Here is a 19,228-nt window from a genome sequence, read left to right on the forward strand (position 1 = left end):
GGAGGTTCCCATGAAAAAGATAATCATCTTAATGATATTAATGCTTACAATTGGCGGAACACTAAATTACGCCGAGGAAAATATGCCTTCAAACTGGGCACAGAAAAGCGTTGAAACATTACAATCGTACAAGCTTTTTCGCGATGAAAGCTTTGATCGCTATCAAGAGGACATCACGCGAAAAGATTTCGTCTATTTTGCCGTCCGACTCTATGAAATTATTAAAGACCAAGAAATCGAAGTCGACCCTAATATTCATTTTGCAGATACTGATGATCTTTACGTGTTAAAGAGTGCAACGATAGGGCTTGCCGGTGGTGTTGGAAACGGTATGTTTGCACCGGATACCACCCTCACACGCGAACAGTTAGCTGTACTGGTCATCAAAACAATGCGGCTTGCAGGTGTTGAACTCGAGCCATCCGCTATCGGCAGCTACGCCTATTCAGATGAAAAAGTCTTTAGCCCTTGGGCAACACAGAGCATCTATTTAGCTAAATCAAATGACGTCATCAATGGCGTTGGGTATAATCTCTTTAATCCTGATGGCCATGCGACCACTGAAGCCGCCATCGTCATCGTCAATAAAATCATTGATATTGCAACGGATCAAAGAATGATAGACCTCACGCATTATTATAAGTCCCATATTGTCAATCCCGCCAGCTACAATTATGCAGCTGATACCGTATTGACCGACATCCTCAAACAGTATGGCGGCGTCTATGTCCTTCACAGTACCGGCGACGGTTCCTCCCGCGTTGTCTATTCTCATGACAATGAAGTCAATTATTATGAAAAAGGGTATACTGCACAACAGTATCCCGACCTTACGATTGCCATGGGCTTTAAAAACGAAGTTTTCGTTACGTTTTATGGCATGTTTGATGAAGGCAATGCCATGATGGTCGATTTCTTAAAATACGCTTTCAAGGATTTGGATACGGATATGGATGAAGCCGTCCAACGTGCGCTCACCGATATCGAAGGAACACTTGTCACTAATGATGAACAAGGTTGGTCTTACTACAACTACAAAGATCTTAACGAAAAAACGATAACAGTCGGTGATATACAAGTCAGTTACGATGACCGCGGTTTCAATTTTGTGGTAAACTTTACTTATTAAAAGGCGCAGTTTTGCGCCTTTTTTCTTTATTCAATGAAAAACTCAATTGTTAAAAAAACTCAATTGTTCTACATCCGACAAATTTTCTGTATACCATTGCGGCGCATAAGCATGCGGCCCCTCTTCGAGCTTGCGTTCGTTCAGCCATCGCTTTGATTCTTCTGGCGGTACGATAACGGGCATTCTTTCATGGATTCCGGCGAGTTCAGGCGTAGCATCGCATGTTAAAATCAGCACACGGCCCTGTCTGGGATCATATAGTCCTGCAAATGAAATAAGAGCTGACTCCCCTTTAATCACGTACTTTGCCTTTGTCACCCGATGCCACTCATAATAGCCAGATGCCGGAATTAAGCACGGCATAAAATGCTTAAAAAACGGCTTCGAATCAAAAGTTTCCCATCGTCCGTTGATAATCTGTTTTTCACGCTGGCGAATCGTCGCCGTAATTCCCCAAATAAGCGACAGCAGTTTTTGCTGCTGCCCCGACTCGATAATTGCCCAAACTCGATTACTTGGAAAAATTTCTATCTTTTTTTCATAGATCCCCTGAATGTCTTCAAAAATCTGATAGCGCTCGATAAGCGCTTCATAGTCAGCATCCAGTAAAAACCTTCCACACATACATTTCTCCTGTTTCAATTGAACGTATCGTATTTCAGTATCATTTTATCGCATGTCCCGTTATTGCACAACCCCGCTTCACTTCTGTCAATATTGCATCCCCGTCTTTCGCTGATCCTTTCCTAAAATAAGCTGTATTTTCATCTTATCAGGTAATCCCTATTCCAGTAAAAGGATTAAAAATTGAGTGGTGCCATTTTCTCAGGCAAACAGCAATTCTTTTTGAGACAATTATTTCGTGAAATTAATATCAAAATTTATTTTGTGGAATGTTTTTTTATGCCAGTTTGAGGTATAATATCTATATGTTGTTTGCATGAACACTTTTGGAGGTGTAAATATTATGAGGAAATTATTGAGTTTAATAATGGTTGTTGCCATGACAGCGGCGCTTTTAATCGGTTGCGGCAGTCAAAGTGCAGCACCAGCTGAAAATACGACAAGTAACGAAACGCCAGCAGCAACTGAAACGCCGGCAGCTGAAAATACTGAAACACCTGCTGCAACTACAGAAGGTTATGCTGATGGTATCTATTTTGCCCAAGATGCTGCATTCCCTGAATCAGGCTGGAAATCAGTTGCCACATTTGAAGTCAAAGACGGAAAAATCGTGTCTGCTGACTGGAATGGTGCCAATGTTGCTGGCGGTGTCGATAAAAAGACATTCTCATCTGAAGGTAATTACGGCATGGTCGAAAAAGCAGGCGCGCAGGCAGAATGGCATGAACAAGCTGCTAAAGCTGAGCAATATCTCATTGACAATCAATCATTTGACGGTATCAACTTCATTGATGATGAAGGCCATACGGACACCATTGCCGGTGTTTCTATCCACGTCAGCGATTTTGTCAATCTCGTAGATGAAGCATTGGCTAATGGCCCTTCTGGCAAAGGCCCATTCACAGATGGTTCTTATTTTGCAGAAGATGCTGATTTCGATCCTTCTAACGGTTGGAAAGAAAACGTATCCGTTACAGTTATCAACGGTTACATTGTTGCAGCTAACTGGAATGGTACAAGCGAAGCAACCGACAAAGACAAAAAAACTTATGCAAAAGACGGTGAATACGGTATGGTTGCCAATGGCGGCGCAATAGCAGAATGGGATGAACAAGCAGCAGCAGTTGAAAACTTCTTGATTCAATCACAAGATGTTGATGCAATCACACTCAATGAAGAAGGCAAGACAGATGCTGTCTCAGGTGCTACTATTCACGTATCAAACTTTGTAAAACTTGTTAAGGAAGCGCTTCAATAGAATAGCTAAAGATAAAGCTTTCATGATAAAGCATTTTGATATAAAGGGAAATGAATAACGTCGCAAACAACAACATTTAGACTAATGAAAGCAAGCGTATCGCTTGCTTTTTTATTTTTTTGAAATAAAGAATTCCAGGCACACACGCATCACAACTGTTTCATATAGGATAAACGGGATATAAATGTACTATTCGGGGGTGATAGAATGAATCAAATGCTGGAACTAAGAAAATTCGTAGTGCCGGAGATTATAATTGGAGATGGATCAAGTTTGCTCATCAATCGGTATATTGGGCATTTTGCATCGAAAAGACCCATGATCGTAACAGATAAAAACATTCGTGGTCTGCCTTGGTTTAATGATATTACGGCAGTCATTGACGACCTCGTCGAAACCGTTATCATCTTTGACGATGTTACAGAGAATCCAAAAGATTATGAAGCCATGCTGGGCGCTGAACTTTTTTTGACCCATAATTGCGATTTAATTATTGCTGTTGGCGGCGGCAGCCCTATTGATTGTGCCAAGTGTATTAGTATTGTCTCAACCAATGGCGGGCATATTCTCGACTATGAAGGCGTTGACGAAATCGCCCTGCCCGGACCACCGCTGATTTGTATTCCCTCAACTGCCGGAAGCGCTGCGGATGTTTCACAGTTCGCCATTATCACTGACAGCAAAACACATGCAAAAAAGGCCATTATCAGCAAAAAAATTGTCCCCGATCTCGCTTTAATTGATCCCGAACCACTTAAAACAATGGATAAACATTTGCGCGCCTTTACGGGAATGGACGCTTTAACACACGCTATTGAAGCGTATGTTTCGAATGCACAGTCTCCTATTACAGATGTCCACGCGTTGGAAGCTGTCCGCATTATCAACAGCGTCCTCGAACCCGCTTTCAAACAATCACCTAAATTGGCGGATTTATACCAGTTGGCACTTGCCTCCACCCATGCCGGCTTTGCGTTTTCCAATGCGAGCCTCGGTGCAGTTCACGCAATGGCTCATAGTCTAGGCGCACTGTTAAATCTGCCGCATGGACAGTGCAACAGCATCCTCTTAAATTATATTATTGAAGAAAATTTTTACGCAGCGCCTCATCGTTACCGACAAATTGCGATTGCCTTTCAGCTTCCTGTCGAAACAGCTCCTGATGACCAGGTGTTACAGCAACTGCTGTCGCGTATTGATACAATGCGTCAGAACTTAGAGGTTCCCGATCGTATTATCGTTGAGACCAAAACACCTACACTGATTAAGCAACTAGTCTCAACCACACTGCACGATCCCTGTATTATAACGAATCCAAAAGTATTTACCGAATCCGAGTTGGAGGTGCTCTTTGAAAAAATCATCTCAGAATCCTGACACCAAATTGACACGAGATGCTATTATCGGCTTAGGGGAAGCTTCTGTTCGGAAGAATTATTATTCTGAACTTCAAGGCAAAATCATTGACCTAGAGCGTATCAACGCACGCAATCGCGCAATTTTAAATACGATTCCGGACATTTTAATGCTCAGTGATACAAAGGGCAACTTGACACCTTTTACCACAAACCGCAATACACACAATCCCTTTTTTATCGCTTTGATGGCCGAAGTCAAGACGATGGCGACCCTTCGGGAAAGCGTTCAAAGATGCCAGCGCGATAAAAAAATGACACAGCTCTATTTCAATATCGCTTTTAACGGCAGTACGCATTATATGGAAGCACGCGTTAATTATACGGAATTTGATGAATTCCTAATTATGATCCGTGATATCACCGAAACAAAGATGCTGGAAAATCAATTGAGACATATGGCCGATCACGACAGCCTTACAGGATTGCTGACCCGTGATCTCTTTGTTAAAAAACTTCTGGGCTATCGCGACCACCTCATTGAACAATTAGGGATTGTCGTTTTTGATATTGATGGGTTAAAGATGATTAATGATACGCTTGGACATTATATTGGCGACCAAGTGATTAAAACCGTTGCTGAACAAATCGAGATCGTTTTTTCAGGGGTTGGTTTTTTATCGCGATTAAGTGGTGATGAATTCGGCGTTCTCATTGAGGGCGTTTCTGAAGCTGAACTCGATCAATTGGTTAAAAAAGTGATTGATCATGTTGACGCTATCAACGAACGCAGTGAAAGTGTCATTATTTCCATCTCTTTTGGCTATGCTGTTGCGGAAAACGGTTATGTAGATGTCGACAGTTTTTACAGCATTGCCGACAATCATATGTATCAAAACAAAATGTTTAAGGCCACCAGTGCTCGATCCAGTATCGTTAAAACCCTTATGAAAACGCTGCAGGCCAAAGACTTTATTACCGAAGGACATGCTGATCGCATGGCCTCCATTGCAACTGCTTTAGGTGAAAGGATCAATCTAAGCCGCCATATTATTGATCGCCTGCATCTCTTGGCTAAATTCCATGATATCGGCAAAGTCGGTATTCCCGATAATATCTTGAATAAACCGGGAAAGCTCGATCCCAACGAATACAAAGTGATGAAAACCCACACGCATATCGGCATGAGGATCGCTCTTGAATCCGTTGATCTTCAGGATATTGCCAACCTTATCTATCACCATCATGAACGTTGGGACGGCGGCGGTTATCCAGAAGGACTGAGCCACACAGATATTCCGATTGAATGCCGTATCTTAAGTATTGTCGATTCCTACGATGCCATGACAAACGATCGACCATATCGGAAAGCCCTTACACATGAAGAAGCCATTGAAGAAATTAAGAAAAATGCAGGCACCCAATTTGATCCCGAATTAGTCGCCATTTTCTGCGATTTAATTTCCAAACCGATTTCTGCTCTATTGTTTGATTAAGAATTGAGCCATACTCTATATGCAAAAGCGAAGTCAATGTCATTCTCATGGCATCGACTTCGCTTTTTATAACATTCGATAATGCTTTTTTAATCATTCTTCGGGCTTCTGGATACACTCACTGCTTATAGGCACCAACCACCTCATAAAGTGTATTGGTTGGAACAAATACATCCGCTAGGCCATCTGTAAAATAAATTTTATTCTCATCCGTTATAAACAGCACCTCAATGTCATCCCGCGTTTCAGCATAGGCATAGGCCTCATCAAGACCCATCACGAACAGCGATGTTGAAAGGCCGTCACCATCTACCGATTTCTCTGAAACAATTGATATGGATGCCAAATGATTCTGCTCCGGATAGCCTGTATAAGGGTTCAGAATATGATGGTACCGCACGCCATCTTCAATAAAAAAGCGTTCATAAATACCAGAAGAGACAATGGCATTATCCCTGAGCTTCAATATGCCAACGATATCACTTTGGCCGCCATTGGGGTCTCTGACCCCCACTGACCAGTAATCACTGTTTGGCTTGGTGCCAACCGTCAAGACATTGCCGCCTAAATTAATAATGGCATGCTCATATCCTCGATTTAGAATCACTTGCTTAATGGCATCCGCAATATAACCTTTGGCAATGGCGCCAAGGTCCAACTTCATGCCTTCGCGCTTCAAATACACACTGTGATTTGCTTCATCAAGTTCAATATCGTGATAATTGATCAGTGCAACTGCCGCATCAATTTCTGTCTGATCTGGGATATGCGCCGTATCGGTGCCAATTCCCCAAAGGTCCACCAGCGGTCCAATGGTGATATCAAATTTGCCGTCAGATAATGCTGAGTATGCCAAACCCTGCTGAATAAGCATCCATAGATCATCTGACACGGCTACCGGCTCAATACCTGCTGCTGCGTTAATGGCATCTACTTCAGATGTTGTAATATTCTTGGCAATCATCTTTTCATAAAAATCAATCGTGTAAAAGATCTCGTCAAAGAGCTTGTCAGGCGCCTGCATATCTGCATAAACACTGATCTTGATATAAGTACCAATTTGATAGCTCTCCTGAGATGTAATAATCGACTGTGTCTTGCTGTCATCGACAACCGTTGCATTTGATCTGATCAAATCTCCCGGCAGTTCAAACTGTTCATCACTTGTATAAACACCAATCGCTTCTGACGTTTCTGCATCAGTGCTGTCCACTGTCGTCGTATGCTCCGAATCAGTGCTGCTGTCTGCTGATTGGTTTTGACAAGCGGACAGCATAAGCACTGCACACAGCATCCATATGGCTAATCTACCCTTCATTTTGCCTCCGTCGTTCGGTTTTTCTATATGCCATTATACCATAGCGACGAATGATTATTAACCCGTTAGACAACACTGTCGAGAATGATTTTCCCAGAGACGATTCCAAGTGTGATCTCATAGGTTGTCGATCGATCTGTAATACTGACGTGCTTACGTCCGGTGCTCTCTTTTTCCACAACGGCGAAGCCGCTCGTATCAATGCTGCCAGAAATGCTGTCAAGTTTCAAGTTATAGCGTTCAGGGGCTTTAACCCGAACCTCTATCTTGCCCGAAACGGAGTTGCCAACCACTTCTTTGACATCACCAGAATCATCATATTGAATGCCGCCAGATACATTTTTCAGCTTTATACGACTGTGCTCACCATTGACTTTCACTTTGCCGGATGTCGACCCATAAGAGCCATTAGCGCATTTGACGTCTTCAATAATTACGGTACCTGATGTCGTCTTTGCACCAATTTTTGATGACTTAACCTGCATTAAGTGAATATTGCCGCTGACTGACTTCAAATTGAGATCAAGCCCTTTTAAACCGATCATGGATAAATTCCCAGAAACACTGGAAATATCTGCGTGATCGACAACTGTGTGCATTGGCAATTTTATATTGATAAATAAGGTTTGTTTCAAAATTTGCGCTGAGTTTCTGACAAAATCAATCAGATCATTGAGACTCTGCGGTCGATGCTCCTGTATACTGATGCGCGACCCCTCTTCTTTAAAAACCAACCACTCCGGTTTCGGTACCAATTCTCTCGTTTGCGAATCCATGATTTCAATGGTAACATCATCGACATTTGATTTTTCGACATTGAGTCGACTTGCAATCAATGCGATATCAAAATCTTTATAACTTGACGTGTCACTACCCGTAATGGTCTCAGCTGTCACTTTTATATCAGATATTTCATATTGTTCAATGCGTTCTGCTTGATCGACTGCCTCAATCATCGACAGCGCTTCTTCGGCAGATAAATTTCCCGCTTCAATCATTTTTAATATTTCAAGCTTATTGCCCATTGATTTACCTCCATTAATCATTTGTACTGCCTTAATCTCAACATACACAACCCCATTAAAAAAGTCAATTGCACCTTGTTATTTCTAATGGCATTTTAACCAAACCATTATGAACATCACCTCTTAACATTTAAAATATTGGCATTCGGTAAAACTTCGCCAAAAATTAGGTTAGCGTGCTGTCATAATCTTTTGTCAAATACTTCATTAAGCCTTTATCAATGAAAAAACCCCCGTGCTGATCCTGCACGAGGGCGATTGCTAGTTTCAATTTTAACGTTTAGTTTTCTATTACACGTTCTCATGGTGGTTAGCGAATAATGCCAGCACCTACGCTTCCGGATTTTGCATTGCTGGATTCGGTACTTCCGGCATTACCTTAAGATCAGAAGCTTCCTTAATCGCAGCAACCAAATTGGCTGTGCCGGCAAGCTCAGATGGAATAATAAGTTTCGTCGCCTGACCATTCGCCACTTTTTCAAGTGCCTCAAAACTCTTGAGCATTAAAACATTTTGATCGGTATTAGCCTTTTTCAACATTTCAAGCCCTTGTGCGGTTGCTTCCTGAACTTTTAAGATCGCTTCGGCTTCACCTTCTGCTTCGCGAATTTGTGCTTCTTTTCGCGCTTCAGCTTTGAGAATAGCCGATTGTTTTTCCGCTTCCGCATTGAGAATAGCTGCTTCTTTACGGCCTTCTGCAACGAGTACCGCCGATTTTTTCTCACCTTCTGCTCTGAGAATTTGTTCTCTTCTTTCACGTTCTGCACGCATCTGTTTTTCCATCGCTTCTTGGATATCGTTTGGCGGCAGGATGTTTTTCACTTCAACACGGTTCACTTTAATGCCCCACGGGTCAGTCGCTTCATCCAGAATGGAACGCATTTGCGTATTGATAAGATCACGCGATGTCAGCGTTTCATCAAGTTCTAACTGTCCAATAATATTTCTAAGTGTCGTTGCGGTTAGGTTTTCAATGGCAACGATTGGCTGCGCCACACCATAAGCATAAAGTTTTGCATCTGTGATCTGATAGTAAATCACCGTATCAATTTTCATCGTGACATTGTCTTTTGTAATGACTGGCTGCGGCGGAAAATCCACGACCAGTTCCTTTTGCGTCACCCGCATGGCAACACGGTCAATCAGTGGAATTTTAAAATGGAGTCCCGTCTCCCAAGTAGAATGGTAAGCGCCAAGTCTTTCAACAACGTACGCTGCCGCTTGTGGTACAATTTTAATATTAGATGCTACTAAAATGATGAAGAAAATTACCAGTACAACAAAAATGATAAAATTAAAAATTGCTGTCATAAATACCTCCTGTTATGATTACGTTCATTTAAAGACCTTTTACAATTAACTTAACACCCTCAATTGCTAAAATTTCAACATTTGCCTCAACATCAATCAGTTCGCCATCAACACTCTTAGCCGTCCATATCTGCCCGTTTATTTTGACAAGTCCCGTCTCATGCGGTCCAATCGCCTTCGTGACATACGCATGTTGTCCAATTAGGGCATCTGTATTCGTCTTATTTCTGCCAATTTTCAACACACGCTTCGCAATAGGACGCGTATAAATCAGCAAAATCAGTGCGACAATGATAAAAACTGCAATTTGCACAAAGAGATTAAAACCCATTACTGCGGCTACGAGAGAAGCTAAAGCTCCCACGGCAAACCAAATGGAGGTCAGTCCAAGCGTGGCAGCTTCTAACAGCGTAAAGACGATAATCATTACTGCCCAGGCAATTGTTTCATAGCTTGTAAACATACTCTTCCCTCCTTATCAAATACCATCCCAAGCTTTTATTGACATCTTCAATCATGTATAATAATGCTAGGAATATCTATATTCTTATTATACGCTTTTTATGTGGTCAAGATATTAAAAAACGCTTAAGAAAGCGTCAACTTTAAGTGAATATAACACTTTTAGCGTCTTATTAGTGCTTATTAGCGATTTAAAATGATAACATTGATAGCTATTTTTAGCTCAAAGGGGAAGGCTTGCTATGCCAAAAAAATTAACGCCTTACATCATACAGTTCATAATTTCGATACTTGTCGCAAATTTCACTTATGCTGTCGTCAAATGGTTTGGCCTTGATAATGCACTCTATATTAAATTATTCTTTGTTGTCACCTATCTGATCCTATATATCAGCTATGTTAGAACTTTTAAACGCATTAACAGAGTCGTGCTCGAAAGTCTCACAGATATTGAAAATGTTTTGGCCGTTAAATCCGGGCCACGCGACCAGCCGATTACTCAAAGCAACGAAAGCCCGTCGTTGCTCATGTCACGTATCGAACAGCTCCTGTTCTATATACATACGGCACAGGATCACATGACGGCGCTTGAAAAAATTACAGATGCTAAATCAAAAACACTCGAGACCATCACCAAAGTGAGTCATCAATATTTGGAACACGATCACGTGACTGACTATTATCATCTTATTTTGGCCTCTGCCATTCAGGTCATTGAGAACGCCAGCAAAGGAAGCATCCTCGTTTTGGACCCTTCAACAAACCGCTATAAATATCAGACCTGCGTTGGTTATGATCTGGAAATTCTAAAAAATGTCGACTTTTCTTTGGAGCAGACATTTTTAACGGAGTATACCAAAGAAGGCGCCAATATTGTTGCGAGCATTGAAAACCACGATCGTGCAATGCTTTCACCAGAACAGTATGCGTTGATAAAAGAAGCAGGCGGGTATGAAATCTTTGATGTCTTAAGTGCGCCGATTTTTATTGACGGCGTTCTCTATGCCATTCTCAACATCGACAGCGATCAGCCCAATGCATTTGACAACATTGATCTTCAGCTCATTCAGTTTTTTACAGCACAGATCTCGCTGGCCCTTAAAAACAAATTTCAAATTGAAGAAACGGTTAAACTGTCAAAATACGATCGGCTTACCGGCGTCTATAATCGGAATTACCTTGAACAATACCTTCAAAAGCAGTATGGCGACACCCTAAAAAGTTATGATATCTACACCCTCGTCCTATGTGACCTCGATAATTTGAAAGTCGTCAATGATACTTACGGTCATAGCGCCGGCGACGAAGTCCTCAAGTCTTTTGCAGCAATGCTAACTTCTGAAATTCGTACTTCCGATTTTCTGGCACGCATTGGCGGTGATGAATTTGTCATTCTATTTTACCAAATGAACTATAGACAAACGGCTCAGCGTATGGCAACCATTTTTGAATCAAGTCAAGATCGAACCATTACTTACAACGGCAACACACTCCCCATCCGCTTTAGTTACGGAATTGCATCATCTCCTGATGATTCGATGGTCTACAGTATTTTACACAAGATTGCGGATCAACGTATGTACGATTTTAAAAAGACACATAAGCATTTTGATGTAAATGTGCATTAAAATGGCATCGTTTTTGCGGTCAAACAGATGTTTGCCCACATATCCACAATTTTATCCACAGCTTTGGAACCTTCCTGTTGAAAGTCGCTATTCTCTTTGGATAACCATTGGATAACTGTTCAATCTATGTGGAAAAGCCAAGACAAAGTGATGCTGAACACCATCTATTTGTCTTGGCTTTTATTGTTTAAAATATTTAATGGCTTAATTGCATTGCCTTTTCGTCGTTATTTGTCCGCATATTGTCTTAATATAGCATCTAAGATTTTAGGTACATTGTGCACTACATCCGGTAAATAAACGCGCTCTGTTTTCAAATGCAAATCCTTGCCCCACGGCCCTATATTGACAACAGCCATATCAAGACGCGACAGCGCTTCAAAATCAAGCGCATATGACAAGCCAAGGCCTGGACAATTTGCAGTGATGCGCTCATAGTCGACTGAACCGCCAGAGCAATAGCTGAGATCCGAAATTTTTTGAAAATAGTGTTTGAGCTGATGCTGAAAGCCTTCACCCTCTGCGATGCGTTCAATAACCGGCAGCAATTCACGTTCGAAATAATCTGTACTGTCCACCGCCGGATAAATCGGGGGCATCAATGCAATTACGACTGATGGGCCTTTGATCTCAGCCTTTTCCATTAGGCGTTTAACCACTGTCGCCGTAAAATCATAGTCGTCGACAAATGTTTCGTTCCGCCATATTGCTGCAACAAATGCCTTCGCGTCAAACGTTTCAGGCAATCGCTCATAGAGCTCCTCTAAAAAGAGGACTTCAAAATCAAACTGCCGACAGCATTGATAACTTGGCTTCAACTGCTTTCGTAAATATTCATTTAGCGAGTAATTTAGCTGATTGATCGCATCTTCCACTGACCAAACACACAAAGATTTTAATTGCTCAAATTTCTGTTCAAAATTATTTTTTAAAAACGTCCAATTAAAGAAACCCGCAACATACTCCGGCGTCGTCACATCATAAGCAGCCTTTAAATCTCTAAGGCCCAAAAAACTTGGCGGCGTCGTCATCTCTCGATATTTCACATCACTCATCTCAGTATTGAGGTCGACTGCCTTAACAATTTCAGTCATGAGAGTAATGGCATTAAAGCCCGCGTATATATCACCTGCATGCGTCTGAATTCCGCGCGCCATAATCATCGGCATAATTTTCCCGGCCGTTCCGGCATAGGTCGTAAAAGCACCGGAATCATCGCGGTCATGCGGTTCAGAAAGAATTGCCAATGGCAACGATAAATGAAATCGCCTCTTGAGCTCATGGATCAATTGAATAGCACTACGCATGCCGACAGACAGTTTTTCTTCATCCGGTACGGAAAGCCATAAAATATTAGGGTAGGGTTCTTCTGTTTGACTAAGCTCTTTCAGCAGCACGAGCTGTATCGCAAGCCCAGCTTTCATATCACAACTGCCGCGGCCAAATAACCACGCCTCATCTTCAAGGTCATCACAGGCAACCCCTTGTTCTATAAAAGCTTTGCGCAGCAGATCAGGTGAAAAGGCCAACGGTTTGAAAGACTGGAAATTATCAGTCGTGACAACATCGCAATGTCCAAACATCAAGATGGTCTCTCTGGCGCCCTTGTCTACATATCCCCATAGAATGCTTCGCTCAGCCATATCATTTGGAATCGCATAAAGGCCCACATGCTCAGGGTTTGTCATAAAATACGGCCATTGTACCAGTTCTTTATGTAAAACTTCATTAAAGTGTTTTTCGCCTTCTGTCGTGACTTCACTGTTGAGTGTCACCAGTTGTTTTAATCGATTGATCATTATATCGCCAAATTCGTTGCGCATCGTATCATCCTCGTCTTCTCGAATCCATTTCGAGGTCTTTCCATCTATCTTAACACATTTTAGGTAGCATTTTAACCCTTTACACTTTGCTGATAAAAGTTTTTATCTAAGGTATTTTCTTCGCTATTCATTTTGCCGTCTACCATTAAATCTGGTATAATCCATTTGAATGCATCGTCATCATGTGTTGATGACAGCATATCATGACATACAATGGATGAAAGGGGTGCACTTTGAAAAAGGTTATGCTGATCTGCGATGGCGGCTGTTCTGGAAATGGCAGCGAATCAAACTTAGGCGGATGGGGAGCAGTGCTCGTCTATGGCACTCATGTCAAAGAACTCTATGGCGGCGCCACATCGACAACAAACAACATTATGGAGCTCACAGCTGCTATTGAAGGACTCAGCGCATTAAAATCGCAGGATTTGGAAGTTGCTATTTTTTCAGACAGCGCGTACGTCGTCAATTGCTTTAAACAAAAATGGTATGTTAAATGGCAATTGAACGGCTGGATTAACTCGAAAAAGGAGCCCGTTGAAAATCAGGCACTTTGGGAAACACTCATCGCCCTCGTCCAAACGTTTAAACAAGTGACTTTTTATAAAATAAAAGGTCACTTGAATGTCGAGAAACCCGCTGACGTTCGTAAATGGTTTGAAAAATTCAACAAAGACAATCGGTTGCAGTACAGCCTTGAAGATTTTCTCAAAATCGTTGAATACAACCATCTCGCCGACGCACTTGCCAATAAGGGCATCGATGAAAACAGAGTTTCATAAACAAACTGCAATAAATAAAGGACCCCGTTACGGGTCCATTATTTGTTGTGGTAGTATTTCATCTTTGCCAATGTTAAGGCCGATGCTTAATAATTCGTTTCTTTGAGTTCAAAATGTGATTGGTCATGCAGGCAGCAAGGGCAAACACCTGGTGCTTCAGGTCCTTCGTGTACATAACCGCATTTATCGCATTTCCATCGAACAGGTTCTTCTTTTTTGAAGACCACTTCTTTTTCAACGTTTTCAGCAAGTTTTAAATATCTGTTTTCATGTTCAACTTCAGCTTTTGCAATCATTTCAAATGCAACAGCCACTTTCGCAAATCCTTCTTCTTTCGCAACGCGTGCGAATTCAGGATAGAGTTCTGACCATTCTTCATTTTCACCCATTGCTGCAGCTTTTAGATTTTCAAGTGTTGTACCAACTTTTCCAGCAGGGTACATTGCAGTAATTTCAACATCGCCGCCTTCTAAAAAACTAAAGAAGCGTTGTGCGTGGACGCGTTCGTTATCTGCTGTTTCTAAAAATAATTTTGCGATTTGCTTATAACCGTCTTTATCTGCTTGTTTTGCAAACATCGTATAGCGGTTTCTCGCTTGTGATTCGCCCGCAAATGCCTTGAGCAAATTTTGTTCTGTCTTTGTCCCTTTAATTGATGCCATGATGCATACCTCCTAATTAGAAAAAATATCTTAAGCGCCCACTGTTGGTGGGGTAAAGACACGCGCTGCCATTTCTCTGTCTAACATAAGCATACCGTGTCCTTCGCCTTTAATCCATTTCAGTTCATTGAGAATCTTCTCTGCAGAACCTTCTTCTTCGACCTGCTCGTCGATAAACCAAACCATAAGATTTTGTGTTGCGCGATCTTTTTCAACTTCTGCCAGATCCGCAATGTCATTGAGAAGCGCCGTCACGTGTTTTTCATGTTCAAGCGTATGTTCAAAGACTTCAATCGCATTCTTCCATTCTGTTTGCGGCTTTTCAATCGCCTCTAAAACAACGCGACCGCCTCTTTCACTGAGATAAGTGAAAAATCGCATTGCGTGAAACTGCTCTTCTTCAAACTGCACCTTCATCCAATTGGCAAAGCCAGGTAAATTAATGCTTTCGAAATAAGAGGACATTGATAAGTACAAATATGCGGAATACAATTCTGCATTGATTTGTTTGTTAATAATCGCTTCGAGTTTAGGTTTTATCATTCAAAGACCCCCTTTCATAATTTCAGAGTTTAGTATCGAGATACTAAACTCTGTCAATAGGTAAATAATAATTAAAGCTCATTTTTCCACAATCCGTGAAGGTTGCAGTATTCTCTCGCCATAATCGCTTTTTCATCTGTTTTAAAAGTTGCCACTGGTTCGTCACCAGGTTTTAAGAACGTAATCAACGTTTCAGATGCTGTAACGAGTTCAATCCATTCAATGTAGTGTTCATCTTTCATTGGATGAATCGTTGAGCCCACGGTAACTTTATAGCCGCCAGGCACTGTTTCAATAACGGGTACGTGTTTTTCAGTGGCAGAATCTGCTGATTTCTCTTCAAGAAGATTCATTTCCTGTCCGCAACATACCAAAGTTCCGCCGCCTACATGTGTTACTTCTACAATATTACCGCAAAGTGCACATTTGTATACATCTAATTTTTTCATTGTTTCTCTACCTCCTCGAGTTTTTGATTGCAGTGATCGCAAAGGCCATAATAGAATACTTGCCGCTCCATGATCTGAAATCCATCGAGCGCCTCAACATCTGCCGTTTGATCCGCCATTTCAAAATCGTAAACCTGATGGCACTTATAGCATTTAAAATGCCCGTGCATTCTTATCTCTGCATCAAATCTTACTTCGCGTTCATCAATCGTTATGGCCATTGCAATGCCTTTATCAATAAATACTTTCAGCGTATTATAAACCGTCGTTTTAGACAACGTCGGTATTTCGGGATTAAGAGCACTGTAAATGACTTCCACGGTAGGATGCTCTTTGCTGTTTTTTAAAAATTCATAAATTTTGACCCTTTGATATGAAGGCTTAATATCATGAGATTTTAAAAAATCTCCCACACTCACGGTCATCATTTTCACCTCTTATTCTTTAAATCCTTATAACGGTTTGAACATGTCTTTGCCAACACCGCAAAGTGGGCAAACCCAATCATCTGGAATATCTTCAAATGCTGTTCCCGGTGCAATGCCACCATCTGGGTCACCTACTTCTGGGTCATAAATATAGCCGCATGCTTCACACTCATATTTCATAATATACACTCCTCTTTTCAATTATTTTGCTGAATAATAGCATCGCTTCGGAGAATAAATCTCCTCTGACTTCATAATCACTTTAATTGCCTTATTGACGTCAGTCTTATCTACGGATAACTTTTCAGCAATTTCACCAGGTCTCACTGGTTTTAAGAACCTCGATAATTCTTGCATCAAGTGACATAACATTTCTCTGTTCTCAATTTGTAATGATTACAAATTGATATTAACACAATTAACTTTGTGTGTCAACGGACGCTGAAAGATATTTTTTTGAACGGCATTTAATCAACTGATACTCTTATACCCACTTTTATTTTAACTTTAAACTTATTTTCAAACAATTACTTTTTAAATTTTTGATAACATCCCGATATAAATGGTATATAAGTAGTGTACGCGAGTATAAGAATAATATTATAATAAATATGATACGATAAATGTGGAGGTAAATACAATGAAAAATAAAGTTATTATTATCGGAAACGGCGCTGCCGGCATCTCAGCCGCAGAATCCATTGTCGCTCAAAAATCACTCGTTGAAGTCACTATACTAACCAATGAGGACGCTAATGTATACTTCAGGCCCATGCTCTCGGAATACCTTTCGATGGACGCGCTGCCAAAGCGGTTCTACCTGCACGATGATGCATGGTATGCCGAGCAAAATATCACCCTTCGAAAAGGCGTTCAGGTTAATCGCATTGACGCCACAGCCAAACAAGTCGTCTTAAGCTCAGGTGAAGCATTAACCTATGACAAACTTATTCTTGCCGCAGGGAGTTATAATTTCGTACCTCCTTTTCCCGGTGCTGATTATGCCAATGTTTACAACCTCAGAACGTTGGCAGATGCCAATGCCATTCGCGCACAAATAACCAAAGGCAAAAAAGCCGTTGTCATCGGCGGCGGACTTTTAGGACTGGAACTTGGATGGCAGTTGCTTCAAGCCGGTCTGGACGTCTCCGTTGTAGAAATGATGGATCGCTTACTGCCAAGACAGCTTGATCACGAAGCTTCCGAAATATTCATGGAAAAAGTGCTGGCTACCGGCATGAAGGTGCTTACCGGAGTTGGTACCAAAGCCATCGAAGGCAACGATCATTCTGCAACAGGTGTCGCACTCGACAACGGCGATGTACTGCCAGCCGATCTCGTCTTTATCTCAATCGGTATTCGTGCCGATATCAAACTGGCGCAAACTGCTGATCTAAAGGTCAATCGAGGGATTCTCGTCAACTCCAATATGGAGACCTCTGTCGCTGATATTTACGCTTGCGGCGACTGTGCAGAATTCGAAGGCATCAACTATGCTATTTGGCCCGAAGCACTGGCACAGGGAAAAACAGCAGGTCTCTCTGCCATCGGCATCCATCAGCCTTATGAAACCGTCATCCCATTTAATATCTATCACGGCATGAATTTAAGACTGTTTTCCATGGGTGACGTCAGCGAAGGGGATGATGTTGCCATCAAAAGCAACGGCAATAAAGAAGCCTACGAAAAATACTTCTTTAAAAATGACAAGATTGTCGGCGGTATTTTGCTTGGCAATATTGCCAAGTCATCGAAGCTTAAGAAGGCCATCGCCGAAGGTATAACACAGGATGCATTTGATTTGTAGAAAATGCCATCCTCAGCAGCAGATGATCTTTCAATAATGTACACACTGCTTTCATTTGCCATTGACGATCCGCATATGAGGCAATCCATCAAGTCAATAAAGGCGACTTCTTTTAATTTTTTCAGATTAAAGAAGTCGCCTTTAGCATTACATTGAAGCAGTAAAAACAGAAACACCAATTGAAAGAACATATGGCAATGCCACACAGAAAATCGCCTTTGGCATACTGATTTTTTCAATAACGCGTACGGCAACGGCACTAGCGCCTAAATACCAGATTGAGAAGATATCGAAAGCACTCATAATCGTATAGAGCGGTGTACCAATCTGATCTGCACCCATGATCATCGCAGGCGAAAACGTCAAGTAACTCAGTCCCGCCACTTTGGCAATAAGCGACCCCAACAAACTGCCGACGATGACGATCATATAGGCGTAGGCAATTCCGCTGATTACTTTTTTGGCCGTGCCATCTGAACCGAAGAAACCCGCCAGCAAGTGCGTCACCACACCTTTGATCAATATACTGACAGCCATTGTAATACCTGCGGCACCAATGGTATAGGTCGTGATGGCTTTTAGCATGCTCTCAAAGCCATCGGCCGGAATTGGCAAGCCCTGCGCCTGATAAGAAGTAATCAGTGCTGCACGCTGCGTTTCCATGAGAAAATCCAAGTTAAGAAACGTTATCAACGATCCGAGTAGTGCCAGTACAATGAGTGGTATCAGCACTCTTGGCGCCGCATCAACATCTTCAAATGCCTTTGTCGGATTAGTGATCGCATAGGCAAAGCGTTTAACATGTCCATAGGCCGGTTTGGTACCTTTAACCTGTTTCATCGCTTCTGCTTCATCCAAAATTAGCGGTTCAGCCTGATTTTCTATCGCCTCCGCAGACGGTATTTCATTCAAAGTATTCTCATTATCCAAATTTCGTTCATCTTGATTCATCTTCCCAGTACTCCTTCCCAATCTTGCTTGCTAAAATCTCTTTATTATTTCTTACTTCCTTGTAAGATAAATATAGGGTTTGGGTTTTGAAACCCACCCGAATGTTCTTTGATAACTTAAACTTTATTGTTCAGATGAATCTCAGACATGCTTCATGAAATCCAATAAATATCGTGC

The 19,228-nt window shown here is 41.7% G+C and carries 19 protein-coding genes; 7 read left to right on the forward strand and 12 right to left on the reverse strand.

The window, feature by feature from the left end; genetic code table 11:
- Positions 1–10 precede the first annotated feature (10 nt).
- Positions 11–1,129 carry an S-layer homology domain-containing protein gene (locus KHM83_RS11425; RefSeq protein ID WP_213237151.1) on the forward strand — a complete coding sequence of 373 codons (1,119 nt, stop codon included), beginning with the start codon at positions 11–13 and terminating at the stop codon, positions 1,127–1,129.
- 42 nt (positions 1,130–1,171) lie between these two features.
- On the opposite strand, the gene KHM83_RS11430 is transcribed toward KHM83_RS11425, so the two are convergent.
- Positions 1,172–1,753 carry an SOS response-associated peptidase gene (locus KHM83_RS11430; protein ID WP_213237152.1) on the reverse strand — a complete coding sequence of 194 codons (582 nt, stop codon included), beginning with the start codon at positions 1,751–1,753 and terminating at the stop codon, positions 1,172–1,174.
- 343 nt (positions 1,754–2,096) lie between these two features.
- Here KHM83_RS11430 and KHM83_RS11435 point away from each other — a divergent pair, with 343 nt between their 5' ends.
- The 3 genes from KHM83_RS11435 (at position 2,097) to KHM83_RS11445 (ending at position 5,862) form a co-directional block, all read left to right on the forward strand.
- Positions 2,097–3,011: an FMN-binding protein gene (locus KHM83_RS11435; RefSeq protein ID WP_213237153.1), complete on the forward strand. Its 915-nt coding sequence runs from the start codon at positions 2,097–2,099 to the stop codon at positions 3,009–3,011.
- Positions 3,012–3,218: 207 nt separating this feature from the next.
- Positions 3,219–4,388 (forward strand): iron-containing alcohol dehydrogenase, encoded by a 1,170-nt coding sequence (locus KHM83_RS11440; RefSeq protein WP_213237154.1) that lies wholly within the window; start codon positions 3,219–3,221, stop codon positions 4,386–4,388.
- Positions 4,363–5,862 (forward strand): diguanylate cyclase, encoded by a 1,500-nt coding sequence (locus tag KHM83_RS11445; RefSeq protein WP_213237155.1) that lies wholly within the window; start codon positions 4,363–4,365, stop codon positions 5,860–5,862. The genes KHM83_RS11440 and KHM83_RS11445 overlap by 26 nt, the downstream gene beginning before the upstream one ends.
- Before the next feature lie 118 nt (positions 5,863–5,980).
- On the opposite strand, the gene KHM83_RS11450 is transcribed toward KHM83_RS11445, so the two are convergent.
- From KHM83_RS11450 to KHM83_RS11465, 4 genes are all read right to left on the reverse strand, one after another.
- Positions 5,981–7,180, reverse strand: coding sequence for an FAD:protein FMN transferase (locus KHM83_RS11450; protein WP_213237156.1), 1,200 nt, complete (start codon positions 7,178–7,180; stop codon positions 5,981–5,983).
- A 65-nt stretch (positions 7,181–7,245) separates the two neighbouring features.
- Positions 7,246–8,205: a DUF4097 family beta strand repeat-containing protein gene (locus KHM83_RS11455; protein WP_213237157.1), complete on the reverse strand. Its 960-nt coding sequence runs from the start codon at positions 8,203–8,205 to the stop codon at positions 7,246–7,248.
- Positions 8,206–8,535: 330 nt separating this feature from the next.
- On the reverse strand, positions 8,536–9,516 hold the full coding sequence (locus KHM83_RS11460; protein WP_213237158.1) for an SPFH domain-containing protein: 981 nt from the start codon (positions 9,514–9,516) through the stop codon (positions 8,536–8,538).
- 28 nt (positions 9,517–9,544) lie between these two features.
- Positions 9,545–9,979 carry an NfeD family protein gene (locus tag KHM83_RS11465; RefSeq protein WP_246543057.1) on the reverse strand — a complete coding sequence of 145 codons (435 nt, stop codon included), beginning with the start codon at positions 9,977–9,979 and terminating at the stop codon, positions 9,545–9,547.
- A 241-nt stretch (positions 9,980–10,220) separates the two neighbouring features.
- On the opposite strand from KHM83_RS11465, the gene KHM83_RS11470 reads away from it, so the two are divergent.
- Complete coding sequence (locus KHM83_RS11470) at positions 10,221–11,606, forward strand: GGDEF domain-containing protein (protein ID WP_213237159.1); 1,386 nt, start codon at positions 10,221–10,223, stop codon at positions 11,604–11,606.
- A 227-nt stretch (positions 11,607–11,833) separates the two neighbouring features.
- Here the strand turns inward: KHM83_RS11470 and KHM83_RS11475 are convergent, their stop codons facing one another.
- Entirely contained in the window at positions 11,834–13,429 is a 1,596-nt protein-coding gene (locus tag KHM83_RS11475) for a M20/M25/M40 family metallo-hydrolase (RefSeq protein WP_213237160.1), read from the reverse strand.
- Between the two features lie 233 nt (positions 13,430–13,662).
- On the opposite strand from KHM83_RS11475, the gene KHM83_RS11480 reads away from it, so the two are divergent.
- Positions 13,663–14,211, forward strand: coding sequence for a ribonuclease H family protein (locus KHM83_RS11480; RefSeq protein WP_213237161.1), 549 nt, complete (start codon positions 13,663–13,665; stop codon positions 14,209–14,211).
- 86 nt (positions 14,212–14,297) lie between these two features.
- Here the strand turns inward: KHM83_RS11480 and rbr are convergent, their stop codons facing one another.
- The 5 genes from rbr to rd all read right to left on the reverse strand — a co-directional run bounded on the left by rbr (position 14,298) and on the right by rd (position 16,476).
- Positions 14,298–14,873 (reverse strand): rubrerythrin, encoded by a 576-nt coding sequence (gene rbr / locus KHM83_RS11485; protein ID WP_213237162.1) that lies wholly within the window; start codon positions 14,871–14,873, stop codon positions 14,298–14,300.
- Between the two features lie 30 nt (positions 14,874–14,903).
- Positions 14,904–15,416, reverse strand: coding sequence for a ferritin (locus KHM83_RS11490; protein WP_213237163.1), 513 nt, complete (start codon positions 15,414–15,416; stop codon positions 14,904–14,906).
- Positions 15,417–15,487: 71 nt separating this feature from the next.
- Entirely contained in the window at positions 15,488–15,865 is a 378-nt protein-coding gene (locus KHM83_RS11495; RefSeq protein WP_213237164.1) for a desulfoferrodoxin, read from the reverse strand.
- Entirely contained in the window at positions 15,862–16,293 is a 432-nt protein-coding gene (locus KHM83_RS11500) for a Fur family transcriptional regulator (protein WP_213237165.1), read from the reverse strand. Before KHM83_RS11500 ends, KHM83_RS11495 begins: the two co-directional genes overlap by 4 nt.
- Positions 16,294–16,317: 24 nt before the next feature.
- Positions 16,318–16,476 carry a rubredoxin gene (gene rd / locus KHM83_RS11505; RefSeq protein ID WP_343213147.1) on the reverse strand — a complete coding sequence of 53 codons (159 nt, stop codon included), beginning with the start codon at positions 16,474–16,476 and terminating at the stop codon, positions 16,318–16,320.
- A 457-nt stretch (positions 16,477–16,933) separates the two neighbouring features.
- Between rd and KHM83_RS11510 the strand changes: the two genes are divergently transcribed.
- On the forward strand, positions 16,934–18,100 hold the full coding sequence (locus tag KHM83_RS11510) for an NAD(P)/FAD-dependent oxidoreductase (RefSeq protein WP_213237167.1): 1,167 nt from the start codon (positions 16,934–16,936) through the stop codon (positions 18,098–18,100).
- A gap of 147 nt (positions 18,101–18,247) precedes the next feature.
- Here KHM83_RS11510 and KHM83_RS11515 read toward each other — a convergent pair whose 3' ends face one another.
- Positions 18,248–19,051, reverse strand: a complete 804-nt coding sequence (locus KHM83_RS11515) for a Yip1 family protein (protein ID WP_213237168.1) — start codon at positions 19,049–19,051, stop codon at positions 18,248–18,250.
- Between the last annotated feature and the right edge of the window lie 177 nt (positions 19,052–19,228).

This window comes from Fusibacter paucivorans (genome assembly GCF_018390735.1).
GTDB classification, from domain to species: Bacteria; Bacillota; Clostridia; order Peptostreptococcales; family Acidaminobacteraceae; genus Fusibacter; species Fusibacter paucivorans.

Excerpts from the sequence above, each read along its gene's own strand:
- KHM83_RS11460 (WP_213237158.1), bottom strand. The coding sequence starts at position 9,516 with ATGACAGCAATTTTTAATTTTATCATTTTTGTTGTACTGGTAATTTTC.
- KHM83_RS11470 (WP_213237159.1), top strand. The coding sequence starts at position 10,221 with ATGCCAAAAAAATTAACGCCTTACATCATACAGTTCATAATTTCGATA.
- KHM83_RS11440 (WP_213237154.1), top strand. The coding sequence starts at position 3,219 with ATGAATCAAATGCTGGAACTAAGAAAATTCGTAGTGCCGGAGATTATA.
- KHM83_RS11475 (WP_213237160.1), bottom strand. The coding sequence starts at position 13,429 with ATGCGCAACGAATTTGGCGATATAATGATCAATCGATTAAAACAACTG.
- KHM83_RS11450 (WP_213237156.1), bottom strand. The coding sequence starts at position 7,180 with ATGAAGGGTAGATTAGCCATATGGATGCTGTGTGCAGTGCTTATGCTG.
- KHM83_RS11425 (WP_213237151.1), top strand. The coding sequence starts at position 11 with ATGAAAAAGATAATCATCTTAATGATATTAATGCTTACAATTGGCGGA.
- KHM83_RS11515 (WP_213237168.1), bottom strand. The coding sequence starts at position 19,051 with ATGAATCAAGATGAACGAAATTTGGATAATGAGAATACTTTGAATGAA.
- KHM83_RS11435 (WP_213237153.1), top strand. The coding sequence starts at position 2,097 with ATGAGGAAATTATTGAGTTTAATAATGGTTGTTGCCATGACAGCGGCG.
- KHM83_RS11500 (WP_213237165.1), bottom strand. The coding sequence starts at position 16,293 with ATGATGACCGTGAGTGTGGGAGATTTTTTAAAATCTCATGATATTAAG.
- KHM83_RS11490 (WP_213237163.1), bottom strand. The coding sequence starts at position 15,416 with ATGATAAAACCTAAACTCGAAGCGATTATTAACAAACAAATCAATGCA.
- KHM83_RS11495 (WP_213237164.1), bottom strand. The coding sequence starts at position 15,865 with ATGAAAAAATTAGATGTATACAAATGTGCACTTTGCGGTAATATTGTA.
- KHM83_RS11455 (WP_213237157.1), bottom strand. The coding sequence starts at position 8,205 with ATGGGCAATAAGCTTGAAATATTAAAAATGATTGAAGCGGGAAATTTA.
- KHM83_RS11510 (WP_213237167.1), top strand. The coding sequence starts at position 16,934 with ATGAAAAATAAAGTTATTATTATCGGAAACGGCGCTGCCGGCATCTCA.
- KHM83_RS11430 (WP_213237152.1), bottom strand. The coding sequence starts at position 1,753 with ATGTGTGGAAGGTTTTTACTGGATGCTGACTATGAAGCGCTTATCGAG.
- rbr (WP_213237162.1), bottom strand. The coding sequence starts at position 14,873 with ATGGCATCAATTAAAGGGACAAAGACAGAACAAAATTTGCTCAAGGCA.
- KHM83_RS11465 (WP_246543057.1), bottom strand. The coding sequence starts at position 9,979 with ATGTTTACAAGCTATGAAACAATTGCCTGGGCAGTAATGATTATCGTC.